Origin of the sequence: Microbacterium sp. KKR3/1, from assembly GCF_021272365.1 — a bacterium.
Classification (GTDB): Bacteria; Actinomycetota; Actinomycetes; order Actinomycetales; family Microbacteriaceae; genus Microbacterium; species Microbacterium aurugineum.
In genome coordinates this window covers 1,431,259-1,453,613 of sequence record NZ_JAJSDW010000001.1, presented here as the reverse complement: position 1 = coordinate 1,453,613, position 22,355 = coordinate 1,431,259, and the positions used below count along the sequence as shown (strand labels likewise).

Sequence of the window (22,355 nt, the reverse complement as noted above, 5' to 3'; positions counted from 1 at the left end):
ACCGTGTTCGATCTTCCCGACTCGTGGGTATGGGACTTCTGGTTCGCCGACGACGGCGAGCAGTACCACCTCTTCTTCCTCTACGCCTCGCGCGCGCTGCACGACCCGGAACGGCGCCACTACCGCGCCTCGATCGGTCACGCGACCTCGCTCGACCTCGTCGAGTGGACACGGGGACCGGATGCCCTCGTGCGCGGTGACGCTCCTGCGTTCGACGACCTCGCCACCTGGACGGGTTCGACGGTGCGGCACCCGGACGGGACGTGGTTCCTCTTCTACACGGGCGCGAGCCTGAGCGACGGGGGCAAGAACATCCAGTCGATCGGGTATGCCACCTCGTCAGACCTCGTCGAGTGGCACAAGGCACCGCATCCGGTGCTGAACGCGCAGGCCCCCTGGTACGAGACGGTCGACAGTGGCGCGTGGCACGACGAGGCCTTCCGCGACCCGTGGGTCTTCCCCGACCCCGAGGGCGACGGGTGGCACATGTACGTCACGGCGCGTGCACCTCATGGACCCGTCGAGGGCAGGGGAGTGATCGGCCACGCGTGGTCGGCCGATCTTCGCGAGTGGGAGTTGCGTGAGCCGTTGAGCGTGCCCTCCGACGACGGGTTCGGGCAGTTGGAGGTCGTTCAGGTCGAGGTCGTCGACGGTCGCCCCGTTCTCCTGTTCTCCTGCCTGGCGGAGCACTCGATGCCGTCGCGGAGGTCGGCTGCGGGCGGCACATGGGCGGTGGCCGCGGACAGTGTGCTCGGACCCTTCGACATCTCTCGCGCCGAACCCTTGACCGGTGACGACCTCTACGTGGGCAGGCTCCTGCGCCGCCGCGACGATGGGCGATGGTTGCTGTTCGCCTTCCGCAACCGTGGTGATGACGGGCACTTCGTCGGGGGGATCACCGACCCGATGCCGGTCGAATGGGTCGAGGGGCGTCTTGCCGTGCGCGAAGCCGTGGCCGGCAGGCGTTCGTAGACTGGAGCGATGCGACCGCTCACCGAAGCCGACGTCCGGGCATCGTTCGTCAACGCGGACGCGGAGGAGTTGCGGATCATGGAGATGCCGCATGACTTCCTGCTCGTCGATTGGGACTACCTCGACTTCTTCGCCTGGTCGGATCCGAATGCGAGCCGCCGCGGCTACGTCTTGATCCCGCTGGAGGAGACGGTCGTCGGGATCGTGCTCCGGGCCACCGAGCCCGGGCGCGGACGATCGGGGATGTGCGACATCTGCCACACGATGCAGCCCGGCAACCAGATCTCCCTGTTCTCCGCACGCCGCTCGGGCCAGGCCGGGCGGCGCGGCGATTCGGTCGGCGCCTACATGTGCGCCGACCTCTCCTGCCACGAGAACGTACGTCTCGCGCACCCGTTGGCACCGAACGAGGTCAGGGCACCGGGGCAGGCCGACCTGCGCCTGGACGGGACACACCGCCGGATGGAGCGCTTCGTCTCGCAGGTCTGGGAGCGCAGCTGATCGCGGCTACGCTGGACCCACACGTCCTGTGCTCGAAGGAGACGCCATGAGTGATGCCATCCTGTTCGCCGTCGAAGAGGGGATGGCCCGGCTCACGCTGAACCGCCCCGCCCGCCTCAACGCCTTCAACGCCGACCTCGCACATGCGTGGAAGGACGCGACCGCCGAGGCGACATCGCGCGCCGACGTGAAGGCGATCCTGATCGATGCGTCCGGCCCCGCCTTCTGCGCGGGAGGCGATGTGATCGACATGGCCACGACCATGGGAGCTTCCGGCGCAGAGATCACTGCGCTCGCCGAGGTCATCAACACCGGTATCCGTTCCCTGACGGAATCGACGGTTCCCGTGGTCGCCGCCGCGCACGGTACGACGGCGGGCGGGGGTCTCGGCATCCTGCTCTCGAGTGACTATGCGGTCGTCGGCTCGCGGTCGAAGCTCGGGAGCCTGTACGCGAACATCGGCCTGACGCCCGACCTCTCGGTGTCGGCCCAGCTCGCGCGCGCCGTCGGCCAGAGGCGCGCACTGCAGTTGGTGCTGCAGGATCGTCTGCTGTCGGCCTCGGAGGCGCTCGACTGGGGACTCGTGGCCGAGGTCATCGAGGGGGAGGATTCCGTGGCCGAGGCCGCCCTGGTGCGGGCGCGTGGCGAGGAGATCGCCCGTTTCTGGCTGGCGGGGGCCGCCGACGCGTACGGGCACGCGAAGCGATTGGTCCGTTCCCAGCCCGAACGCTCCTTCGCCGAGCAGTTGAGCGAGGAGGCCCGCTCGATCGGCGCAGCGCTGGAGACTCCGGACGCGCAGGCGCGGGTGGCTGCATTCGCCGCCTCGGCCGCCAAGAGGGCCGGCTGACTTCTTCTGCTCCGCCCCGTGCGGACGGTGACTTTCCCCAACCCGTGCGGTGGCCGCGGTATCCGGCGGTGGGCGTGGCAGGATGAAGGCATCGCCGCTCGACGAGAGGATCGCCATGTCCCAGCCGGACATCACCACCCCGCAGCCGCAGGGTGAGAAGAAGAACATGTCGCTGCTGATCCGAGGCTCTCTCTGGATCGCCATCGGCGCTCTGATCGCCGCTGCACTCGTCTGCGTCGTCTGGGTCCTCATCGGGGACCAGGACGGACTGATCGGCCGAGCCTTCCTCACGATCCTCCTCCTGGCGGCCTTCGCGGGGATCGCGATCGCCGAGGCGGGGCTCGCCCCGAACCGTCCCGACTGGCTGCAGCTGGCCAGCATGGTCAGCTGGATCGTCGCGCTCCTCGTCGGCGCCGTCAAGATCTGGCTCCCCGAAGACGGCATGTACTTCGGCGCCGAGCGCTTCTTCCAACTGCTGCTGGTCATCGGCATCCTGCAGCTCGCGCTCGTGCACGTGCGGCTGTTCACACCGGCTGCCCAGCGCTACGTCACCACGTTCACGCGAGTCATCTACATCGTCACGATCACGTTCCTCGGTGGCCTCGTCGGCATGCTCGTGTTCTTCCTCGCCTTCCCGAACACGTTCGAGTACGGCGCGCTGTACTGGCGGATCGTCGTCGCCCTCACGATCCTCGTCGCCGTCGGCACCACGCTCATCCCGCTCCTGAACGCGCTCTTCGCGCCCAAGAAGAAACCGGCCACGCCGGGCGTCGGATCCGCGCCGTCCTGGCCGACCTATGCCGACGGCATCACCCCGCTGCCGGTGCTTCCCGACTCGTCGCCCGATTGGACGGCGTACTACACCGGGTACCCGACGGTCACGGCACAGCAGTCGCTCCCGGCGGCCCCGGCCGCGAGCTTCCCCGTCGTGCCGCAGCCGGTGGAGCAGGTGTACGCACAACCCGCGCCGCCGCAGGCCCCCGGTGCGCACACGATGCCGCCGACGCCCGGTGCCGTGGAGCAGCCCCCGGCGCCGAGGCAAGAGCCCTCCGCGTTCCCGCCTCCTCCGCCCGCGCCGCAACCGCCCGCGCCGCAGCAGCCCGCACCGTGACCCTCGCCGGAGAGCTCGGCGAACTCGCGACGGAGATCGCGCGCGAAGCGGGAGACCTCGCGCGCAGACGCCGACAAGAGGGTGTGCGTCTGGCGGCGACCAAGTCGACGCTCGCCGACATCGTCACGGAAGCGGACCGCGAGGTCGAGGCGCTCATCCGCGATCGCCTGCGCGCTGCCCGCGCGGAGGACGGTTTTCTCGGTGAGGAGTCCGGGGCCGAGGTCGGAACGAGCGGGATCACCTGGGTCGTCGACCCGATCGACGGCACCGTGAACTATGCGTACGGCATCCCGGCCTACAACGTCAGCATCGCCGCCGTCCGAGGCGAGCCCGTCCCCGAGTCCTGGGAAGCTCTCGCCGCCGCGGTCAACGCGCCCGCGCTCGGTGAGATCTTCACCGCAGCCCTCGGTCACGGTGCGTGGTCAGACGGTGCCCGGCTCTCGGTCACGGCGGAGACGCCCGCCGGAGCGCTCCTGGCTACCGGCTTCGGCTACGACCCTGCAACCCATGAAGGCGACCTCGCCACGGTGGCGCGGGTGATGCCGATGGCGCGTGATGTCCGTCGGATGGGAGCGGCCGCTCTCGACCTCGCGTATGTCGCTGCGGGGCGGCTCGACGGCTACTTCGAGCGCGGCTTGCGTCCGTGGGATCATGCCGCCGGTGGGCTTCTGGTGTCGGAGGCCGGTGGAGTCGTGTCACGCACCGATGTCGAATCCCCGCGGCCCATGCTCGTCGCGGCAGGACGCGCCGTGCACGACCGACTGTTCGCGATCCTGGGAACGGAAAAGTGAATGATCCATGGCTTTCCCAGGGTGGCCAGGGTAGTGTTTTACCCGATCGTTACTCTCACCACCCGAAGGTGAGAGTTTGAGTTTGCGCCCCCGAGCTGACGCACGACCCGAGAGAAACGCTTTGCCCTTCGAGAATCCCGAGGCTTCCTCTGCGCCCACGCGCCGGTCCAGCCGACTCCGCATCGCGGCCTCCGAGGCCTCTGCGGCGGGAACGACGGGACCCCTCTCCACGGCTGATTCCACTGCCGTCGCCCTCGCCGCCGTCGCTCCTCTTTCTCGTCGCGCTGCTCGCCAGCGCCAGGCAGCCGGCGCGGACGCCGCCGAGGTTCCGGCCGAGCCGTTCATCGCCACGACTCCCGCGCCGATCATCGCCGACGTCCCAGCATCACCGGTCGTCGTCGACACCGCCGCCGACTCCGTCGACGCCGCAGACTCTGACACGGTCGCGCCTTCCGTGGAGTCGCCGGCACCGGCGGCACCCGTCGCGGCGGCCGCGCCCGAAGATGATGTCGACGAGTTCGAGCGCGCATCCCGCGCCTTCCGCACGGGCTCGGTTCCTGTTGTTCCGGCGTCCGTCCGGACATCGGCCACGCACACGCCTGCGTCCGCGCCCGCGGAGGCGAGCGAGTCCTCCGAGCCTGAGTCCGCGCACGTCGCGCCGCGCCGTCCACGCAGCATCCGCAAGCTTGTGACCGTGGGGGCGACCGTCGGTGTGATGAGTCTCGCCGGTCTCCTCGCCGTGTCCATGACGCTTCCCGCGGAGGCTGTGGCGGCGGTGCAGGGCCGCACCGCGATGGCAGCGACCTCGTTGGTCTCGTCCGCAGGTTCCGACGCGAAGGATTCTGCCGCCGCAGAGATCCAGGCATTCGTCGCACCGGGCGCAGTCGAGAACGAGTCTCTCGCCCGTTCGGATGACTTCAGCACGGTTTCGCTGGTCGAGGTCGCCGCCGAGCAGGGCATCAACTACTCGGGTGAGGTCTTCACGAACGACCCCGATGCCGCCATCCAGTGGCCGTTCCTCGTCGGGGTCGGCATGAGCTACGGATACGGCATGCGCAGCGGTCGTCTGCACGAGGGCATCGACTTCGTCCCCGGCGACGGTGCGCCCATCCAGGCGATCGCCGACGGCACCGTCCGCATCGCGACGGAGCAGGGCGCAGCCTACGGTGTGACGGTCTACATCGACCACGTCATCGACGGCCAGGTCATCACCAGCCACTATTCGCACATGCAGTACGGGTCTCTGCAGGTCAAGGCGGGCGACACCGTGAAGGTCGGCGACATCGTCGGTAAGACCGGCAACACCGGCCGCTCGTACGGCGCTCATCTGCACTTCGAACTCATCGTCAACGGATCGACCATCGATCCGATGCCGTGGCTCAAGGCGAACGCTGGTCGAACCTCGTATTGACCCGCCTCGATTTCATGGGGACGCCACAGTGATGGTATTCTCGTACGGTTGCCCCGCGAGGGCAGCACGCCCCGATAGCTCAGTGGCAGAGCACTTCCATGGTAAGGAAGGGGTCGTCAGTTCAATCCTGACTCGGGGCTCGCAGCATTCTTCTCACACGGATGGATGCCGTGCGGCAGGGTAGCTCAGTTGGTGAGAGCGCACGACTCATAATCGTGAGGTCGCGGGTTCAAGCCCCGCTCCTGCTACAGATTCAAACCCCCGGATTTCCGGGGGTTTTGTCGTATGCGGCCGCCGAGCAGCCCCGGTCGACGAGAAACGCAGACATCCGACCTTTCCCTTGACAGGGTCTCGGCGCGCGGACATCATGTCCTGTGGACGTCGTCACGAGGAGAAGCATGCGCATCGCCCTGCATTCAGTGATCGCCGAGGGTGCGATCGAGGACTATCGGTCCCATCACGCCCGGATCCCGGATTCTCTGCGCGACCTGTTCGACGTCGCGGGCATCCACGACTGGACCATCTGGCGCTCGGGGCGCAACCTCTTCCACCTCGTCGAGTGCGACGACTTCGAGGCGACGATGCGCATCGTCGAGGCCTCCCCGGCGAACGATTCCTGGCAGGCCGACATCGGGCGCTTCGTCGAGGGGTTCCACGGTCCGGACGGTGAAGAGGGGTTCACGCCCATCGAACAGGTCTGGGCACTCGCGGCGCAGCGCGCCACCGGCAGCTGAGCACACCGGGCGGTCGCGTGTCAGCGGAAGGGGTTCCGACCGGGATCCGATCGCCGTGGCGGCGGGTGATGCGGGATCTGGATCGGACGCGTCGCACGTGAGGCGTCCTGGAACCGTCGCACCGCGTGCAGGACCTCTTCCGCGGACGAGTAGCGCAACGCGAGCGGGAGGTCGCGCCGCCAGAGGACCTCGACCTCGGTCGGGGCATCTTCGAAGATCGTGCAGACGACGCGGCGATGGTCGTCCGTCGGGTAGTGCAGATCGTGGATCGCCCAGTCGGTCGCCGTGACCTGCACCAGGCTGAACCTTCGGTCCGGATCGTGCTCCATCATTCTCCTAGCTGTCCCCACGGTGAAGCATGCGCGATCAGCGCCCGGAGGGGGAGCCCCTTGACAGATGCCCGAGACTTCTTCGGATCATTTTGTGACGTTTCTCGGTCGGCATCCGTCTTAGGGGTGTCGCTGACCTGCGGCCCGCACTCCTCAACGGAGGCGGAGACATGGATGAAGGAGCTCAAGATGGCGAACGTGACTGGTGGCGCCCAGCCCAAGGCTCAGGTCGTCGCACCGCAGTCGGGGACTGCTGCGGGCAAGACGACGATCGAGGACGCGGTGGTGGCGAAGATCGCCGGCATCGCCGCACGCGAAGTGGCGGGCGTGTATGCACTCGGCGGGGGAGCCGCCCGAATGGTCGGCGCGATCCGTGACGCCCTCAACACGACCGATCTCTCTCAGGGAATCAGCGTCGAGGTCGGCGAGACGCAGGTCGCGGTCGACGTGACGATCGTCGCGGAATACCCGGTCTCGCTCCAGAAGGTCGCGGACGAAGTTCGCGCGGCCATCCACCGCGCGATGGTGGAGCTGGTCGGCATGGAGGTCGCCGAGGTCAACGTGACCGTGAACGACGTGCACATCCCCTCCGATGACGAGGACGAGGGCACGCAGGAGGCGCGAGTCCAGTGAATGCATCGGTGATCGGCGCGGCGGCCGCCGCAGTGCTGGCGCTCACCTGGGTGGCCCTGGGGTTCTGGGCGTTCCTGCTCGTGGCGTTGGCGATGCTGCTCGGAGCGGTCGCCGGCCGCATCATCGACGGCCGGCTCGACGTCCGCGCACTCGCCGAGGTCTTCCGAGGCCGGCGCTCCTCGTCATGACCGACGAGGAGGCGGCTCCGGCGCCGGAGGACGTCGTCGTGGGGACGACGACCATCACGGCCCGTGCGCTGCAACGACTCGCCGTCGGCATCGTGCACGACGTCGCTCGGGTGTCGACCCGTGACGTCGGGGTGCAGCTGTCCGACCGGCGAGGTGCCGTGCGGATCTCGGTCACCGTCCCGGTGGCCCCGGAGCACGGACTGAACCTGGTCGACAGCGGCGAAGAGCTTCGGCGGGACCTGATCGAGAAGATGCAGACGCTGGCCGGTCGTGAGGTCAGCACCGTGGACATCCGATACTCGGGCGTCCGCCGCAGCACGGAGAAGAGGGTGAGATGACGAACGAACAGGCGATATACCGGCGCGTGCTCCGTCGGGAGACGCACGCGCCTCGCACCATCCCGGCTGCGGTGGTCGCATCGATCGGCGTCGTCTCGGGCCTCGCTCTCCTCGCGGGAGGAGTGTGGTGGGTCGTCGACGCGGGCTTCCGTGACAGGGTCGCTCGAGAGTTCGATGCGCTCGCCGCAGGAGCAACGGCACAGGCCGTGCCCTTCGGGGTGGGCGTACTCGTCGTGCTTCTCGCTCTCGTGCTCCTTGCGCTCGCGGTCCTGCCGGGACGTCGCCACCGTCGTGCGCGAACGACCGAGCGCACCGCTCTGCTCGTGGACGACGGGGTGATCGCCGACTCGGTCGCCGAGGCCGTGGCCCGACGAGTGGGCGTCGATCGTGGACGCGTGGCCGTGACCGTCGGCAGGCGTGACGTCGCAGTCAGGATCACCCCCACCAGTGGCGTCCCCGTCGATCGGTTCGGAGCCGAGACGGCTGTGAAGGACGTGCTCTCGGGAATCGGATTCGTCGCGGCTGCTCGCGTCAGCGTGGATGCGCACGGAGTGATCGCATGAACGCCACGAACCGCCTGGTGAATCGACTGCTCCTCTTCGTCACCGGCGCGATCCTGCTGGCGGCGGGCGGTCTCGCCCTCGCCGCGGGGGTGCTCGCGGGCGGGGACGCGCCCCCGTGGCTTCGGCGCCCGGCGTCTGTGGTGTCGGTCGCGGTGGAGACCGCCGCGACGTGGACGTGGCAGATCCCGGGCGTCGGTCCGGTATCCACTGTCGTGCTGCTCATAGCGGCAGCGGCCGTGCTCCTCGTCATCGCCCTCATCGCTTTCCTCGCCACGCGGAGACGGGGCAGGGCGAAGGCCGTGCTCGAGGTCGATGGCGCAGGCGGACGGACGACGGTCGATCGGAACGTGGCTGAGGAAGTGCTGACGGACCCGCTGATCCGCCGACCCGACGTGCTCTCCGCCCGCGCGGCTGCATACCGCGTCGGAAGGAAGCATGCCGTCGCCTTGGCGATCACCGTGCGACCCGGCGCTCCCCTCGGTGCGATCGTCGCCGCGACGGAGAAGGCCGTTCGAGAGTGGGACCACCTCCTGGGCGCCCGCATCCCGATCCTGGTGCATCTGTCGGATCGCCGGTGGCGCGATGCGTTCCGGTCGCCCACGAGGGTGCAGTAGGCGGTGTGACCGCCGCAAGAGACCAACACGCGGAGACACCGCGTGAGTATCCGACCTCGAACCCGAGGTCGCTGAGGAAAGGAGACGCCATGGGCGCAGAAGACAAGATCAAGGCCGCTGCGGAGAAGGTCGCCGGAAAGGCGAAGGAGACCGTCGGCAAGGTGATCGACGACGACAAGCTCGTCGCCGAGGGCAAGGCCGAGCAGGCCAAGGGCGGTGTCCGTGACGCGGCAGAGGACGTCAAGGACGCGTTCAAGAAGTGACGGGTACGGGGAGAGGCTCGTGCGAGCCTCTCCCCGATCTCGCGCGGATAGGCGGGAAATGATCCGATCTGATCGGGCGTCCGTTCCGAATTGCCTAGAGGGGCGGATCGAGGGGTGGGGTGGATGGAAGACGAACGCTTTCGCAGGGCGCTCGAGCACGCGGACGACGCCATCGTCGCCGGTCGTGCGATGGATGGGGACGTCGAGGCGTTCGCGGTCCTCGTGCGTCGGTACTCGCCGATGATGCGCGCATACACGCAGCGGATGCTGAATGCCTCAGCCGATGTGGACGACATCGTGCAGGAGACGTTCGTGACCGCCTGGCAGCGATTCGGCGAGCTCGACGATCCGGCGAAGGTGAAGAGCTGGCTGATGAGGATCGTGAGCAGGAAAGCGGTCGACCGCATTCGCGCGACTCGGCCCGCCGTCGACATCGATTCGATCGACAGGCCGGCACCGCTGCACGCGTCACCGTCCGCAGTGGTCGAGGTGCGAGCGGGGGTCGCGGCGCTCGGGGCAGCTCTTCGAGAACTGCCCGACGCGCAGCGGGAGTGCTGGATCCTGCGCGAGATCGGCGGCTACTCGTACGAGGAGATCTCAGAAGAGCTCGGAATTCCGGTCTCGACGTCAAGGGGGCTGCTCGCTCGAGCCCGCAGATTCATGATCGTACGGATGGAGGAGTGGCGATGACCGACGACAAAGAGACGCCGAAGGCCCGCCGGCTCAGCCTGGCGCCGACCGATCTCGACGGGCACACACTCGACGAGCTCACCGACTACCTGGAGGCAGGAAGGCAGCCCGCCGATCGTTCGATCGACGAGTCGCCCGGCTGTCAGCTGGCGCTCGACGCGCTGGAGCGCCTGCACGGACTCGGCGCCGAACTGATCGCGGCGGAGACCGCGGCTGAGCCGGAAGTCGACGAGAGCTGGGTGGACCGCATCCTCAGCGGCATCGCGATCGACGCCCGTGCCGGACGTCGCATTCCCTTCGCTTCCATCGACCCGGACGTGGACCTCGGGATCACCGAGGGCGCCGTGCGTGGCCTCATCCGCGCCGCGGAGAAGGTGGTGCCCGGACTGCTGGTCGGACGGTGCCGACTCGACGGCGACGTCACGACCGCGAACGCCCCGATCCGTGTCGAGATCGACGCGAGCGCGATGCACGGGCAGTCGATACCGGTGGTCGCCCAGCGGCTGAGGACCGAGGTCGACCGCAGCCTCCGCGCACACACCGAGCTCAACATCGTCGCGATCGACATCGCGATCCGAGACATCCGGGAGGTGTCGTCATGGACCGACGAGCGATGATGACGCCCGAAGCCTGCGCAGAGCTGGCCGCGTCGATCGAGGAGACGATACGGACGACACCGGGTGTCCGGAACGTTTATCGGTCAGGGTCCCTGATCTCCAACCTGTTGCGCGTGGGGGCCGCGGCCCTGGGCGTGCGCAAGGACGACGAACCGATCGTGGCGGTGGCCCCGGCCGGCGAGGGCGTCGCCGTCGAGGCGTCGATCGGTGTGGATGAGGACGCCCCTTCGGGCGAGACCCTGCGCGCCGTCCATGCCGCCGTCGCCGCGCTCCTCGCTACGCGCGGTGTGGGACACGACAGCATCACACTCACCGTGGTGCACGTCCAGTCCCGCGCGACGACGTAGCGGCGGATGAGGCAACCGAGTGCCGCTCCCGGCGGGGAGCGGCACTCGGTTGCGGTGCAGCTCAGGCGACCGCGCGCAGGCCCTCGACGAGCGGAGTGGTCGGACGGCCGATCAGGCGGGCGAGCGTGCCGTCGGTGTCGGCGAGCGCGCCACCCTTGATCCCGGCGTCGAGCGCGGCGACGAAGCCGGCCGTGCCTTCGTCGAGCCCGGCGTCGCGGAGTGCCGCGACCTGTTCATCCGAGGTGACCGGGACGAAGGTCACCGGGCGCCCGGTGATCTCGGAGAAGGCCGCCGCGAGATCGGAGTACGTCCAGGCGACGTCGCCGCCCAGCTCGTAGACTTCTCCGATGTGACCGTCTTCGAGTGCCACGACGGCGGCGGCCTCCGCGAAGTCCCTGCGGCTGGCCGACGCGACTCGTCCGTCTCCGGTGCCTGCGGTGAGCACCCCGGTCTCGGCGGCACGTGCGAGGTCGGCGGCGTAGTTCTCGGTGTACCAGTTGTTGCGGAGGATGACCGCGGGCAGCCCCGCGGCGGCGATGAGCTCTTCCGTCGCCTTGTGCTCCGGTGCCAGGACGAGGTCGCTCGAGGTCGCCTTCGGAGCGCTGGTGTAGACGAACTTGGTGACACCGGCGGCCTTCGCCGCGTCGATGACCGTCCGATGCTGGGGAACGCGCTGGCCGACCTCGGATCCGGAGACCAGGATGACCGTGTCGACGCCGTCGACGGCTGCGGCCACGGAGGCGGCGTCGGTGTAGTCGAGGTGAACACTGCGCACGCGTGGATCGGCGACCTTCGTCGTGTCGCGCGCACCCGCGACGATCGACTGCGGGTCCGCGCCGCGCTCGAGGAGGCTGTCGATGATGAGGCGGCCGAGGTTGCCGGTCGCGCCGGTGACGAGGATGGTCATGGGGGTCCTTTCGTAGGTGACACACTCGACAACCCCGGGGTGGTGATTCGGCATTCCAATCTGCGGGTACCCACTTTGAAGTAAGGTACCCACATGACGGTAAGTTTCGCGCAGATCAAGGAATCGACACCCTTCGCCTTCGATCAGAACTGCGGCACACGTGTCGTCCTCGATCACATCATGAGCAAGTGGGGCGTCCTGGTCCTGTCGTGCCTGTCCGATGGCACACACCGCTGGGGTGCGCTGCGTCGTGAGGTCGACGGCATCAGCGAGAAGATGCTCGCCTCGACGCTGCGCACCCTCGCCGATGACGGACTCGTGCACAGGGAGTCGCTGCCGACCGTGCCGCCCCACGTCGAATACAGCCTGACACCGCTCGGTCGCGACCTGATGGAGCGGATGCTCCCGCTGATGGAGTGGGTCGCCGACCACGCCGACGGCATGCTCGGACGAGACTGAACTTGCGGATTCCGTCGTGGGAGGCGGTCTCTTGCTTCGAATTCTGACGGTTTCAGAAACCCGTTGACGCGATAACCGCGGTGGCCTTACTGTTCTGACATGGCAGCAACGACGCCGATTCACCTGGAACGACCCGATGGCAAGGGTCTCGCTGCGGGAACACTGGGATTGTGGGGATCCACCGTCATCGGTCTCGCCTCCACCGCCCCCGTCTACTCGCTCGTCGCGACGCTCGGATTCGTCGTGCTCGCGGTGGGGGCTCAGGCTCCGATCGCCTTCATCATCGCGTTCGTCCCGATGCTCCTGATCGCTTTCGCCTACCGTGAGCTCAACAACGCCGTTCCCGACTGCGGCACCACCTTCACCTGGGGCACCAAGGCCTTCGGGCCGTGGGTCGGCTGGATGGGCGGCTGGGGCGTCGCGGTCGCAGGCATGGTCGTGCTCGCGAACCTGGCCCAGATCGCCTCGGTCTACTTCTGGTCGCTGATCGGACAGGACCTGGAGAACAACGACTGGCGCGTCGTCGTCGTCGCCGTCGCTTTCATCGCCGCCATGACGTGGGTGAGCTGGCGCGGTGTCGAGATCGGCGAGCGCATCCAGAACATCCTGCTCGGCATCCAGTACCTGGCGCTGGCCATCTTCGTCGTCACGGCGCTGTGGCAGTTCTTCGCCGGGACGGCCCCGAACCCGACCCCGTTCGACTGGGAGTGGCTGAACCCGTTCGCCTTCACCGACTGGTCGGGCTTCACGGAGGCGATCCTCCTCGCTCTCTTCATCTACTGGGGCTGGGACACCTGCCTCGCGCTGAACGAGGAGACGAAGGACCCGAAGCGCATTCCCGGTCGCGCCGCACTGCTCACCACCGTCATCCTCCTCTTCACGTATGTCGCGGTCACGATCGCGGCGATGATGTACGCCGGCCTGGGGGAGGACGGCACGGGACTCGGCAACGAGGCGAACGCTGACGACTTCTTCCTCGCGATCAAGGACGGCCTCCTCGGACCGTTCGGTTGGGTCCTCGTCGTGTCGGTGATCATCTCGGCGATCTCGTCGACGCAGACCACCATTCTGCCGACCGCCCGTGGCACGCTCGCGATGGGGGTCTATCGCGCGCTTCCCGCCAAGTTCAAGCAGGTGCACCCGACGTACAAGACGCCGTCGTTCTCGACGATCGTCATGGGCGTGGTCGCCTCCGTGTACTACATCGGCATGACCTTGATCAGTGACAACATCCTGCAGGACTCGATCCTGTCGCTCGGTCTCGCGATCGCCTTCTACTACGCCATCACCGGTTTCGCGAGCGTCTGGTACTTCCGCAAGGACCTGACCGCCTCGGCGCGTGAGTTCTTCTTCAAGGGGCTGTTCCCCCTGCTCGGCGGGCTCATGCTGACCTGGGCGTTCGTGCAGTCCGCGATCGACATGTGGGATGTGGACTACGGCTACACCGTGCTGTTCGGCATCGGCGGTACCTTCGTGATCGGCGTCGGCTCTCTCGCGTTCGGCCTGGTGCTGATGTTCGTCTGGTACCTGTTCCCCCGGTCCAAGCGCTTCTTCCGCGGTGAGAGCCTGAACCGCGACACCCAGGTGATGGTGCCCGATGAGCCCGCGGTGACGATCCGATCGATCGACGGCGGCATCTGAGGATGACGGTCGCCACCGCCGACCTCTACGACGAACTCGAAGAGGGGATCCAGTCGCTCTCGCTCCAGTTCCGCTCGTTCGGGCTCAGAACGGCGTTCGACGGGCCGATCCGCACCGTGCGCTGCTTCGAGGACAACGCGCTCGTCAAGAAGGTGCTGGCGACGCCGGGGCGAGGCGCGGTGCTCGTGGTCGACGGCGGAGGCTCTTTGCAGACGGCGCTGATGGGGGACCTGATCGCCGCGTCGGCAGTGTCGAACGGGTGGGCGGGGGTCGTGATCAATGGTGCGATCCGCGACCGCGTCGCGATCGACGCCCTCGATCTCGGGGTCAAGGCGCTGGGGACGAATCCGCGCAAGAGCGCGAAGCTCGGCACCGGCGAGAGCGATGTCCCGCTCGTGATCGGGGGCGTGGTCTTCCGACCCGGGGCGCATCTGTACAGCGACGAAGATGGGATCCTGGTCGAACGCTGAGCGGCGCCCATCGGCGCCGGGGCGCTTGTCCTAGGCTTGCTGCGTGCGCATCCGGCTCGACATCGCCTACGACGGCACCCACTTCCGCGGGTGGGCGAAGCAGCCGACGCTCCGCACCGTGCAGGGGACTCTGGAGGCCGCCCTGGCCCGGATCGTCGGCTCCGACGTGCAGTTCGTCGTCGCGGGACGCACCGACGCCGGCGTGCACGCGAGCGGTCAGGTGGCCCATGTCGACCTCGACGAGAAGCAGTGGTCGCGCATCGAGTCCCGACAGGGCCGCGCGCCGCTGGAGCCCGCCGAGACCATCGCCGGTCGCATGCGGGGCGTGCTCGGTGCGTACTCGGATGTGACGGTCACCCGCACCTCGATCGCCCCGGAAGGTTTCGACGCGCGCTTCTCGGCGGTCTGGCGCCGGTACCGCTACCGTCTCGCCGATGCCCGGACCGGGTTCGATCCGCTGCGCCGGCACGACACGACGACCGTCCGCGGTCGGCTCGACGAACAGGCCATGGACGCCGCGGCGCGCACCCTCATCGGCCTGCACGACTTCGCGGCGTACTGCAAGCCTCGCGAGGAGGCGACGACCATCCGCACGCTGCTCGACTACCGCTGGGCCCGCGACGCCGAGGGTGTGCTCGTCGCCGAGGTCAAGGCCGATGCGTTCTGCCACAGCATGGTGCGCGCACTCGTGGGGGCGTGTGCCGCCGTGGGGGAGGGGCGGCTCGGTGTCGATGATCTCGTCGTGCTGCGCGATGCGCTCACCCGGACCAGTGAGTTCAAGGTGCTGGCCGCGCGCGGCCTGATCCTCACCGAGGTCGGTTACCCCGCCGATGACCTGCTCGCCGCGCGCGCGACCCAGACCCGCGCTCGTCGTGACGGGGCGAGCGGCTGAGATGTCGACGCCGACCGAGGGCCGGCCGAACGCGTTCGCGGCGGCTCTGCGGGCGGTGATCTCCGAGCGCGGCATCACCCTGTCCCGCCTGCGCCGGCAGCTCGCGGACGACGGCAACATCGTGTCCATGGCCACCCTGAGCTACTGGCGGTCAGGCGACCGCCAGCCGGAGGGCCCTCAGTCGCTCGCGATCGTCGAGGGTATCGAGGACCGGCTCCGACTGCGTCGGGGTCATCTCCGTTCCCTCCTCGGTCCGTCCGCTCGGCTCGGTGTGGTCCCGCCTCCTCGACTGCCGTTCGATGAGGAGCGCGAGAACCGGGAGACGGCCGAGACTCTCGCCGCGTTGCGCTCGGCACCGCAGGAGGGGCTGCGGGATCTCTCGACGCACCTCACGGTGCAGGTGGGGACGGACGGTGCCGTCGCGAGCATCGTGATGCGCTCGCTCGTCCAAGCGACCCAGGGGGTCATCAGTGAGCTCCCGCTCGTCGACGTCGCCCCGGAGGAGACGGATGTGCTGTCCGTGATCTCGGATGTCGTCGGCGGGCGCGTGGATCGGGAGCATCTGCACCCCGGACGACTCGTCTCGGGAGTCGTCATCGCCCTCGACGACCCGATCACGGTCGGCGACACGACGCTCTTCCAATTCACGGAGACGTTCCCGCCCGGCTACCCGGCACGGCAATCGGCGTGGCATGCGCTGTCCCGGCCGGCCAGGGAGACACTCATCTGGGTGAGGTTCCACCCCGATGCGCCGCCGAGCTGGTGCGAGGAGTACGCCGAGACGGAGGACGACTACGTGAGCACCATGCGTTCCGTGCGCAGCGGTTCCGTGCACGCCTCCCGGCACGGATTCGGTCCGGGGATCCTCGGCATCCGCTGGGGGTACGACCGCGATCCGGAGCGGGGGCACAGCAGGGGCGAGTAGCGTGGGACGGTCATGAAGGTCATCTCGTACAACCTCCAGAAGCATCGGGCCGCGGGCGAACTCGCGGCGCTGGTCCGCGAGCACGACCCCGACATCCTCTGCCTCCAGGAGTGCGATGTCCCCGAGCTTCCCGCGCGGATCGGTGATCTCGAACTCGCCGACGCCACACAGGGCAACCGCCTCGGCCTCGCCCTGTTCTATCGGTCGAGTTCGTACCACCTGCAGTCCATCCGCATGCTCGGGCTGAAGAAGTCGCTGCATGACCGCATCGCCAAGCCCGCCCACGAACGCGTGCTCGGTGCGCGACTGCGCGACATCGACGACGGCCGGGACTTCATCGTGGCCTCCTTCCACGCGGCACCGCTGACCGCGTTGAACTCGTTGCGTCGTCACCAGATCCGTGCCGCGCTCACCGAGCTCGCGGCGCTCGGTGAAGGGCTGCCCCAGCTGATGGTCGGCGACTACAACTACCCGATCTTCAAGGAGAACCTCGGACAAGCCGTCCGCAACCACGGCTATGCCCTGTCGCTGAGTGACGACCACACCTACACGCGCTATCGGGTGTTCCGCGGGCACTACGACTTCGCGACGTCGGCCGGGTTCGAGATCGAACGCATCACGACCCTGCCCCAGGGCGCGAGCGATCATCGGCCGATCCTCGTGACGGTCAAGCCCGACTGAGCAGTGCGGTTTGGGCATACCGCACCAGGTGGCGTATGATTTCCCTTTGGTGCCTTTACCCGCGTGCGGGAGAGGGCATCGTCCGAACGTGAGCCCTCCACTGGCGTGTTCCCCTCTCTTCCCGCTCGATGAGCCGGAGAGGACGAACCACCCCGGAGTGGGATTCACGAACTTCTCCGTTCGACACAAGAAAGCAGCACTATCGTGACGCGCACTTACACTCCCAAGGCTGGCGAAGTCCAGCGCGATTGGGTCGTCATCGACGCCACCGACGTCGTTCTCGGCCGCCTCGCCTCGCACGCCGCCACTCTCCTGCGTGGCAAGCACAAGCCGACCTTCGCCAACCACATCGACTCGGGTGACTTCGTCATCATCGTGAACGCCGAGAAGGTCGCGCTCACGGGTCAGAAGCTCCAGAAGAAGCTGGCTTACCGTCACTCCGGCTACCCGGGTGGTCTGAAGTCGGTCACCTACGCCGAGCTCCTCGAGAAGAACCCGGTCCGTGCCGTGGAGAAGGCCATCCGTGGCATGCTCCCGAAGAACAGCATCGGCCGCCAGCAGCTGTCCAAGCTCAAGGTGTACGTCGGTGCAGAGCACCCGCACGCCGCGCAGCAGCCGACGCCGTACACCCTCGACCAGGTCGCCCAGTAAGCGCCGTAAAGACTTAAGGACATACTCGTGGCTGACATCCAGGACACCACCGAAACCCCCCAGAACTTCTCGACGTCGACTCCGGAGACCGACGTGGTCGAGGCGGCTCCCCGCCCCGTCCTCAGCGTCCCCGGTGCCGCTGTCGGCCGTCGCAAGCAGGCCATCGCCCGCGTGCGCATCGTCCCCGGCTCGGGCACGATCACGGTCAACGGCCGCACGATCGAGGACTACTTCCCGAACAAGCTGCACCAGCAGCTCATCAACGACCCGTTCACGGTGCTGAACCTCGCCGGTGCATACGACGTCATCGCTCGTATCTCCGGTGGTGGCCCCTCGGGTCAGGCCGGCGCACTCCGCCTCGGAATCGCTCGTTCGCTGAACGGCATCGACGAGGAGAACAACCGTCCGACCCTGAAGAAGGCCGGCTTCCTCTCCCGTGACGCTCGCGTCAAGGAGCGCAAGAAGGCTGGACTCAAGAAGGCCCGCAAGGCGCCTCAGTACTCGAAGCGTTAAGGTCCACTGCTCCGATGCCGATCTTTGGCACGGACGGCGTGCGAGGACTCGCCAATGGCATCCTCACCGCCGACCTGGCGCTCACCCTGGCCCAGGCGACTGCTGTCGTCCTGGGCCAGGGCCGTACTGCGGAGGCCCGCAAGGCCGAGGGCAAGCGACTCACCGCAGTTGTCGCCCGGGACCCCCGGGTCTCCGGACACTTTCTGACCGCGGCCGTCTCCGCAGGTCTCGCCTCCTCGGGCGTCGATGTGCTCGAAGCAGGGGTCATCCCCACGCCGGCGCTCGCGTTCCTGGTGGCCGACCGCGATGCCGACTTCGGTGTCATGATCTCGGCGTCGCACAACGCGGCCCCCGACAACGGCATCAAGATCTTCGCCAGAGGCGGACGCAAGCTCCCCGACGTGGTCGAGCAGCGCATCGAAGAGGCCATGCACGGGGAGATGCTGCGTCCCACCGGTGCCGGCGTCGGTCGGATCGACCGGTTCTCCGATGCTGAGGACCGCTACGTCGTGCACCTTCTCGGCTCACTGCCGAACCGTCTGAACGGCATCCACGTCGTGCTCGACTGCGCCCATGGCGCGGCCTCCGGTGTGTCGCCGGAGACGTTCCGCGATGCGGGTGCCGAAGTCACCGTCATCGGGGCGGACCCTGACGGCTGGAACATCAACGACGGGGTCGGTTCGACCCACCTCGACAACCTCGCCGAGGCCGTCGTGCGTCTGGGAGCCGACATCGGCATCGCCCATGACGGCGACGCCGACCGATGCCTGGCCGTCGACGCCGAGGGCAAGGTCATCGACGGAGACCAGATCATGGCGATCCTCGCGGTGTCGATGAAGGAGCGCGGCCACCTCACCGATGACACCCTCGTCGCGACCGTGATGAGCAACCTCGGACTCCATGTCGCGATGCGCGAGCACGGGATCACGATCCGGCAGACCGCTGTCGGCGACCGGTACGTGCTCGAGGACATGAACGAGGGCGGGTACGCCCTCGGTGGTGAGCAGTCGGGCCATGTCATCATGAGCGAGTATGCGACCACGGGGGACGGCATCCTCACGGGCCTCCACCTCGTCGCGGAGATGGCGCGGCAGAAGAAGACGATCGCCGAGCTCGCCTCGGTGATGACCGTCTACCCGCAAGTGCTCATCAACGTGCGCGACGTCGACAAGGACCGCGTCTCCGAAGACGAGGTCGTGCAGCAGGCCGTGCGCGACATCGAGAGCGAGCTGGGAGACACCGGTCGCGTGCTGCTGCGCAAGTCCGGCACCGAGCCGCTCGTCCGCGTCATGGTGGAGGCGGCCGACGCCGAGTCGGTGCACGCCTACGCAGGACGCCTCGCGGAGGTCGTCCAGGAGCGTCTCGCGCTCTGAGGCCCGTTGTCCTTCGGAACCGGTCGGTCGCTGATACAGCGCCCGACCGGTTCTTCGTTCACCGTGAAGCCCCCTTCTCTAGGGGGCCGCGCAGATCCGGTAGAGGTCGCTGTCGACGAGCGTCTCGGTCGTGCACGCGAGACTCGTGAGCCGGGGAACGCCCGCCATCGCCGGTGCATCGAAGAGGCCGACATGCGCGCCGGTGAGCACGATGGGCGGGACGGCTGCGCCCCACGGATCCGCGGCGAGCCACTCGACGTCGTTCTCGGTGACCCAGGCGGTCAGCGGCACGACGGCGGCTCGCTGACGCTCCAGGGTGAGCGCCCGAGCCTCGAACGACGACGCGACGTGCACGGCAGCGCCCCCGGCGACGACGGCGGCCAGGAGCGACGCGGCGACGACACCGAAGATTCGCAGGACGCCGCGTCGGGGAAGTCGCGCGACAGACCAGACGGCGACGGCAGCGAGGACCGGGAAGAACGTGTAGACGGCAGGGGCGGGGTGCCGCACCCACAGCGGCAGCCGCGAGGCCGTCGCCCACCAGCCGATGAAGGCGAGTGCGCCGACGAGCGCCGCGAGGGCGTACGCGATCACGACGCGCTCGGTCTCCGTCGCGGTACGCCACCGCCGGACGATGCCGACCACGGCGAGGGCGACGGCCAGGAGGGCACCGAGCACGGCGAGTGCCGGAGGCAGGGACCAGGAGCCGGCGAGGGTGTCGAGCTTCTGCAGCACCGTGGTCGCCGCGTCGTCCTGGCCACCGCTCCGGACGAAGTACGCGAGGTCGCGCAGGTGCTTCACATAGCCCGAGAAGCCGAGCGAGACCAGGGCCGCCAGTTCGACGAGCAGTGTCGGTACGGCGACCAGCAGCAGCGGCAGCCACGATCGCCGCAGCGTCTCGCGAACCCGTGCCCACCCTGCGCCGTCCGAGAGCACCCACAGGGCCACGGCGAAGGCCGGGAGGACGAGGATCGCGATGAGCTTCGTCTGGATCGCCAGCCCGATGAAGAGACCGGCCAGCCACGCCCGACGGGGGAGCACGAGGAGCGCCCAGACGATCAGGGCCGCCGCGGGGATCTCGCCGAGGAGGTCGGCCGGCCCCTGGATCGGGGAAATTCCGGCGTCGGCGGTGAAGGCGAGGGGCACGGCCACGGCGAGCAACGCGGCCCAGCGACCGCCGATGCGTCGTCCGAGCACCACGAGGCCCAGGAGCAGCACGATCCAGAAGCCCAGCGGGACCAGCCGGGAGGCCAGCACCGGATCGATCCCGGTCGCGAGGAGTGCAGCGACCGGGAGGAGCACGACCGGTCCCGTGGAGATGCGCGGGTCGAACGGAGTTATGGTCGAGCCGGAGAGCGCGCCGTCGCTGGAGTATCCGAGCCCGTCGAGCAGATTGCGGGGGACGGTGAGGTTGAAGGCCTCATCCTCCCAGAACGGCCACACCACGAGACTGTGCCAGGCGACGATGACGTGCCCGATCAGCAAGGCGGCCGCGGCCACCCAGAACACGATCGTGCGTGCGCGGGTCATCGCGCGACGGTCTCCGGTCGATTGATGTTGCGCAGCGGAGCGGACGGCCGCAGGGAGAGTTCCCATGCTTCGACGAGGGCGGTGCGGACGAAAAGGCGCAGGCGCTTCGGGGGGAGGGCGACGGTGCTCCCGCGTCCCCACATCGTGCCGGTGGCGGAAGCGCCGCGGCGGGGGATGCTGTCGACCCGCAGATAGCGCACCGTGAACCCCGCGCGGGCCTCGGCCAGAGAGAAGTGCACGTGCGGCACCGATGCATCCGGTGGGGTGGCCTCGACCAGGGCCCGCAGGGCTGGCGTGCGGTACGCCCGCAGCGGGGTGTTCACATCCGGGATCCGGCGCCCGGCGGCCAGCGCGATCAGAAGACCGACGGCGCCCGTGAGCACCTTGCGGTACCAGGGGTCCGTTCGTCCGTCGCGGACGCCGTGGACGACGTCGGCGTTCTCTGCGTCGAGCGCGGCGAGCAGCCGGGGGAAATCGCGGCCGTGGAACTGCCCGTCGCCGTCCACGTGCACGAGCACATCGGGCTCCACTGCAAGCCCGGCGCGATAGGCCGCGAGTGCGGTCGGACCGTGCCCGCGGTTGAGGGGCTGCACCTCGACCGCGACGTCCTCGACGTCGTCGAACACCGTGGCGGTCCCATCGGTCGAGCGGTCGTCCGCGATATGGAACGTCACGCGGTCGACCACCGGAGACACGGAGTCGCGGATCTCGTCGATGAAGTCGCGGATGCCTTCGGCCTCGTTGTAGGCGGGCATGACGACGGCGAGGTGGCGGAGGGTCACGGGGTCCTTGGGGTGGCGAGGTGCGCGGGGATCAGGAAGTAGCCTAGTTGAGCTATGGATCTTCCCACCCGACTGCGTCGGCTCGCCGGCGTCGGCAGCCGGTTCCTGGTCGTGGGCGCGCTGAGCACTCTCATCGAGGTGGGGGTCTTCAATCTCCTCGTGTTCGTGTGGGGCTGGGATGTCGTCGCCGCGAAGATCGTGGCTTCACTGGTCGCGCTCGTCAACGCCTACATCGGCAACCGGGAGTGGACCTTCCGGCATCGTGATCGCCGTGGACGGGTCGCCGAGGTCGTGCTCTTCCTCGCCACGAACGCCGTCTGCACCGCCCTGGGCGCTGTTCTCGTCTGGGTGGGGGTCGAAGGCGTGGAGGCGATTCTCGGACGAGAGCCGGGCGCTGTCGCGGTCAACCTCGTGAACCTGACGAGCATCGTGATCGTGGTTCTGTTGCGCTTCGTGCTTTATCACGGCATCGTCTTCCGGGCGTCCCCGAAGCCTTGACGATCACGCGGTGACGTCGGCGATATGCCAGGATGAGGACGATCACTCGGGCGGAGGCGGGGAGGCCGACGTCCGAGAGACCTA

30 protein-coding genes and 2 tRNA genes are annotated in these 22,355 nt (G+C 68.3%); 28 read left to right on the top strand and 4 right to left on the bottom strand.

Annotated features, from left to right (window positions below; all coding sequences use genetic code 11):
• Positions 1-3: 3 nt before the first annotated feature.
• The 9 genes from LVJ59_RS07005 (at position 4) to LVJ59_RS06965 (ending at position 6,367) form a co-directional block, all read left to right on the top strand.
• Positions 4-972 (top strand): glycosyl hydrolase family 32, encoded by a 969-nt coding sequence (locus LVJ59_RS07005; RefSeq protein WP_374199070.1) that lies wholly within the window; start codon positions 4-6, stop codon positions 970-972.
• Positions 973-981: 9 nt separating this feature from the next.
• Positions 982-1,473: an FBP domain-containing protein gene (locus tag LVJ59_RS07000; RefSeq protein ID WP_047520802.1), complete on the top strand. Its 492-nt coding sequence runs from the start codon at positions 982-984 to the stop codon at positions 1,471-1,473.
• Between the two features lie 46 nt (positions 1,474-1,519).
• A complete protein-coding gene (locus LVJ59_RS06995) occupies positions 1,520-2,320 on the top strand; it encodes an enoyl-CoA hydratase/isomerase family protein (protein ID WP_232762483.1) in 801 nt (266 codons plus the stop codon).
• Positions 2,321-2,435: 115 nt separating this feature from the next.
• Positions 2,436-3,431: a hypothetical protein gene (locus LVJ59_RS06990; protein WP_232762482.1), complete on the top strand. Its 996-nt coding sequence runs from the start codon at positions 2,436-2,438 to the stop codon at positions 3,429-3,431.
• Entirely contained in the window at positions 3,428-4,222 is a 795-nt protein-coding gene (locus tag LVJ59_RS06985) for an inositol monophosphatase family protein (RefSeq protein ID WP_232762481.1), read from the top strand. Before LVJ59_RS06990 ends, LVJ59_RS06985 begins: the two co-directional genes overlap by 4 nt.
• 121 nt (positions 4,223-4,343) lie before the next feature.
• On the top strand, positions 4,344-5,633 hold the full coding sequence (locus tag LVJ59_RS06980; RefSeq protein ID WP_232762480.1) for a M23 family metallopeptidase: 1,290 nt from the start codon (positions 4,344-4,346) through the stop codon (positions 5,631-5,633).
• Between the two features lie 68 nt (positions 5,634-5,701).
• Positions 5,702-5,773, top strand: a tRNA-Thr gene (locus LVJ59_RS06975).
• A gap of 34 nt (positions 5,774-5,807) precedes the next feature.
• A tRNA-Met gene (locus LVJ59_RS06970) sits at positions 5,808-5,881 on the top strand.
• Positions 5,882-6,031: 150 nt separating this feature from the next.
• Positions 6,032-6,367, top strand: coding sequence for an L-rhamnose mutarotase (locus LVJ59_RS06965; protein ID WP_131491807.1), 336 nt, complete (start codon positions 6,032-6,034; stop codon positions 6,365-6,367).
• A 20-nt stretch (positions 6,368-6,387) separates the two neighbouring features.
• Here the strand turns inward: LVJ59_RS06965 and LVJ59_RS06960 are convergent, their stop codons facing one another.
• On the bottom strand, positions 6,388-6,699 hold the full coding sequence (locus tag LVJ59_RS06960; RefSeq protein WP_227992007.1) for a hypothetical protein: 312 nt from the start codon (positions 6,697-6,699) through the stop codon (positions 6,388-6,390).
• A 186-nt stretch (positions 6,700-6,885) separates the two neighbouring features.
• Between LVJ59_RS06960 and LVJ59_RS06955 the strand changes: the two genes are divergently transcribed.
• From LVJ59_RS06955 to LVJ59_RS06915, 9 genes are all read left to right on the top strand, one after another.
• Positions 6,886-7,329 carry an Asp23/Gls24 family envelope stress response protein gene (locus tag LVJ59_RS06955; RefSeq protein WP_047520882.1) on the top strand — a complete coding sequence of 148 codons (444 nt, stop codon included), beginning with the start codon at positions 6,886-6,888 and terminating at the stop codon, positions 7,327-7,329.
• The gene (locus LVJ59_RS06950; protein ID WP_047520813.1) at positions 7,326-7,517 is read left to right on the top strand and encodes a DUF2273 domain-containing protein; all 192 of its coding nucleotides are present in this window, start codon (positions 7,326-7,328) and stop codon (positions 7,515-7,517) included. The genes LVJ59_RS06955 and LVJ59_RS06950 overlap by 4 nt, the downstream gene beginning before the upstream one ends.
• Entirely contained in the window at positions 7,514-7,855 is a 342-nt protein-coding gene (locus LVJ59_RS06945) for a hypothetical protein (RefSeq protein WP_047520815.1), read from the top strand. Before LVJ59_RS06950 ends, LVJ59_RS06945 begins: the two co-directional genes overlap by 4 nt.
• Positions 7,852-8,418 carry a hypothetical protein gene (locus LVJ59_RS06940; RefSeq protein ID WP_232762479.1) on the top strand — a complete coding sequence of 189 codons (567 nt, stop codon included), beginning with the start codon at positions 7,852-7,854 and terminating at the stop codon, positions 8,416-8,418. The genes LVJ59_RS06945 and LVJ59_RS06940 overlap by 4 nt, the downstream gene beginning before the upstream one ends.
• Positions 8,415-9,032, top strand: coding sequence for a hypothetical protein (locus LVJ59_RS06935; RefSeq protein WP_232762478.1), 618 nt, complete (start codon positions 8,415-8,417; stop codon positions 9,030-9,032). Before LVJ59_RS06940 ends, LVJ59_RS06935 begins: the two co-directional genes overlap by 4 nt.
• Before the next feature lie 89 nt (positions 9,033-9,121).
• Complete coding sequence (locus LVJ59_RS06930) at positions 9,122-9,295, top strand: CsbD family protein (RefSeq protein ID WP_232762477.1); 174 nt, start codon at positions 9,122-9,124, stop codon at positions 9,293-9,295.
• Between the two features lie 123 nt (positions 9,296-9,418).
• The gene (locus LVJ59_RS06925) at positions 9,419-9,985 is read left to right on the top strand and encodes an RNA polymerase sigma factor (RefSeq protein WP_047520823.1); all 567 of its coding nucleotides are present in this window, start codon (positions 9,419-9,421) and stop codon (positions 9,983-9,985) included.
• Positions 9,982-10,602 (top strand): hypothetical protein, encoded by a 621-nt coding sequence (locus tag LVJ59_RS06920; RefSeq protein WP_232762476.1) that lies wholly within the window; start codon positions 9,982-9,984, stop codon positions 10,600-10,602. The genes LVJ59_RS06925 and LVJ59_RS06920 overlap by 4 nt, the downstream gene beginning before the upstream one ends.
• The gene (locus LVJ59_RS06915) at positions 10,584-10,949 is read left to right on the top strand and encodes a hypothetical protein (RefSeq protein ID WP_131491813.1); all 366 of its coding nucleotides are present in this window, start codon (positions 10,584-10,586) and stop codon (positions 10,947-10,949) included. The genes LVJ59_RS06920 and LVJ59_RS06915 overlap by 19 nt, the downstream gene beginning before the upstream one ends.
• Before the next feature lie 61 nt (positions 10,950-11,010).
• On the opposite strand, the gene LVJ59_RS06910 is transcribed toward LVJ59_RS06915, so the two are convergent.
• The gene (locus tag LVJ59_RS06910) at positions 11,011-11,856 is read right to left on the bottom strand and encodes an SDR family oxidoreductase (RefSeq protein ID WP_232762475.1); all 846 of its coding nucleotides are present in this window, start codon (positions 11,854-11,856) and stop codon (positions 11,011-11,013) included.
• A gap of 93 nt (positions 11,857-11,949) precedes the next feature.
• On the opposite strand from LVJ59_RS06910, the gene LVJ59_RS06905 reads away from it, so the two are divergent.
• The 9 genes from LVJ59_RS06905 (at position 11,950) to glmM (ending at position 19,461) form a co-directional block, all read left to right on the top strand.
• Positions 11,950-12,315 carry a helix-turn-helix domain-containing protein gene (locus tag LVJ59_RS06905; protein ID WP_131491815.1) on the top strand — a complete coding sequence of 122 codons (366 nt, stop codon included), beginning with the start codon at positions 11,950-11,952 and terminating at the stop codon, positions 12,313-12,315.
• 99 nt (positions 12,316-12,414) lie between these two features.
• Positions 12,415-13,956: an APC family permease gene (locus tag LVJ59_RS06900; RefSeq protein ID WP_131491816.1), complete on the top strand. Its 1,542-nt coding sequence runs from the start codon at positions 12,415-12,417 to the stop codon at positions 13,954-13,956.
• Between the two features lie 2 nt (positions 13,957-13,958).
• Entirely contained in the window at positions 13,959-14,426 is a 468-nt protein-coding gene (gene rraA / locus LVJ59_RS06895; RefSeq protein ID WP_232762474.1) for a ribonuclease E activity regulator RraA, read from the top strand.
• Positions 14,427-14,469: 43 nt separating this feature from the next.
• Complete coding sequence (gene truA, locus LVJ59_RS06890) at positions 14,470-15,318, top strand: tRNA pseudouridine(38-40) synthase TruA (protein WP_232762473.1); 849 nt, start codon at positions 14,470-14,472, stop codon at positions 15,316-15,318.
• A 1-nt stretch (position 15,319) separates the two neighbouring features.
• Positions 15,320-16,243, top strand: coding sequence for a hypothetical protein (locus LVJ59_RS06885; protein WP_232762472.1), 924 nt, complete (start codon positions 15,320-15,322; stop codon positions 16,241-16,243).
• A gap of 12 nt (positions 16,244-16,255) precedes the next feature.
• Positions 16,256-16,924, top strand: coding sequence for an endonuclease/exonuclease/phosphatase family protein (locus LVJ59_RS06880; protein WP_232762471.1), 669 nt, complete (start codon positions 16,256-16,258; stop codon positions 16,922-16,924).
• A 204-nt stretch (positions 16,925-17,128) separates the two neighbouring features.
• Positions 17,129-17,575, top strand: a complete 447-nt coding sequence (gene rplM, locus LVJ59_RS06875; RefSeq protein WP_047520838.1) for a 50S ribosomal protein L13 — start codon at positions 17,129-17,131, stop codon at positions 17,573-17,575.
• A gap of 27 nt (positions 17,576-17,602) precedes the next feature.
• The gene (gene rpsI / locus LVJ59_RS06870) at positions 17,603-18,088 is read left to right on the top strand and encodes a 30S ribosomal protein S9 (RefSeq protein WP_017828210.1); all 486 of its coding nucleotides are present in this window, start codon (positions 17,603-17,605) and stop codon (positions 18,086-18,088) included.
• Between the two features lie 14 nt (positions 18,089-18,102).
• Positions 18,103-19,461: a phosphoglucosamine mutase gene (gene glmM, locus LVJ59_RS06865; protein WP_232762470.1), complete on the top strand. Its 1,359-nt coding sequence runs from the start codon at positions 18,103-18,105 to the stop codon at positions 19,459-19,461.
• Positions 19,462-19,539: 78 nt separating this feature from the next.
• Here glmM and LVJ59_RS06860 read toward each other — a convergent pair whose 3' ends face one another.
• Complete coding sequence (locus LVJ59_RS06860) at positions 19,540-20,991, bottom strand: hypothetical protein (RefSeq protein ID WP_232762469.1); 1,452 nt, start codon at positions 20,989-20,991, stop codon at positions 19,540-19,542.
• Complete coding sequence (locus LVJ59_RS06855; protein WP_232762468.1) at positions 20,988-21,773, bottom strand: glycosyltransferase family 2 protein; 786 nt, start codon at positions 21,771-21,773, stop codon at positions 20,988-20,990. The genes LVJ59_RS06860 and LVJ59_RS06855 overlap by 4 nt, the downstream gene beginning before the upstream one ends.
• 54 nt (positions 21,774-21,827) lie before the next feature.
• Between LVJ59_RS06855 and LVJ59_RS06850 the strand changes: the two genes are divergently transcribed.
• Positions 21,828-22,271 (top strand): GtrA family protein, encoded by a 444-nt coding sequence (locus LVJ59_RS06850; protein WP_232762467.1) that lies wholly within the window; start codon positions 21,828-21,830, stop codon positions 22,269-22,271.
• Positions 22,272-22,355: the final 84 nt, after the last annotated feature.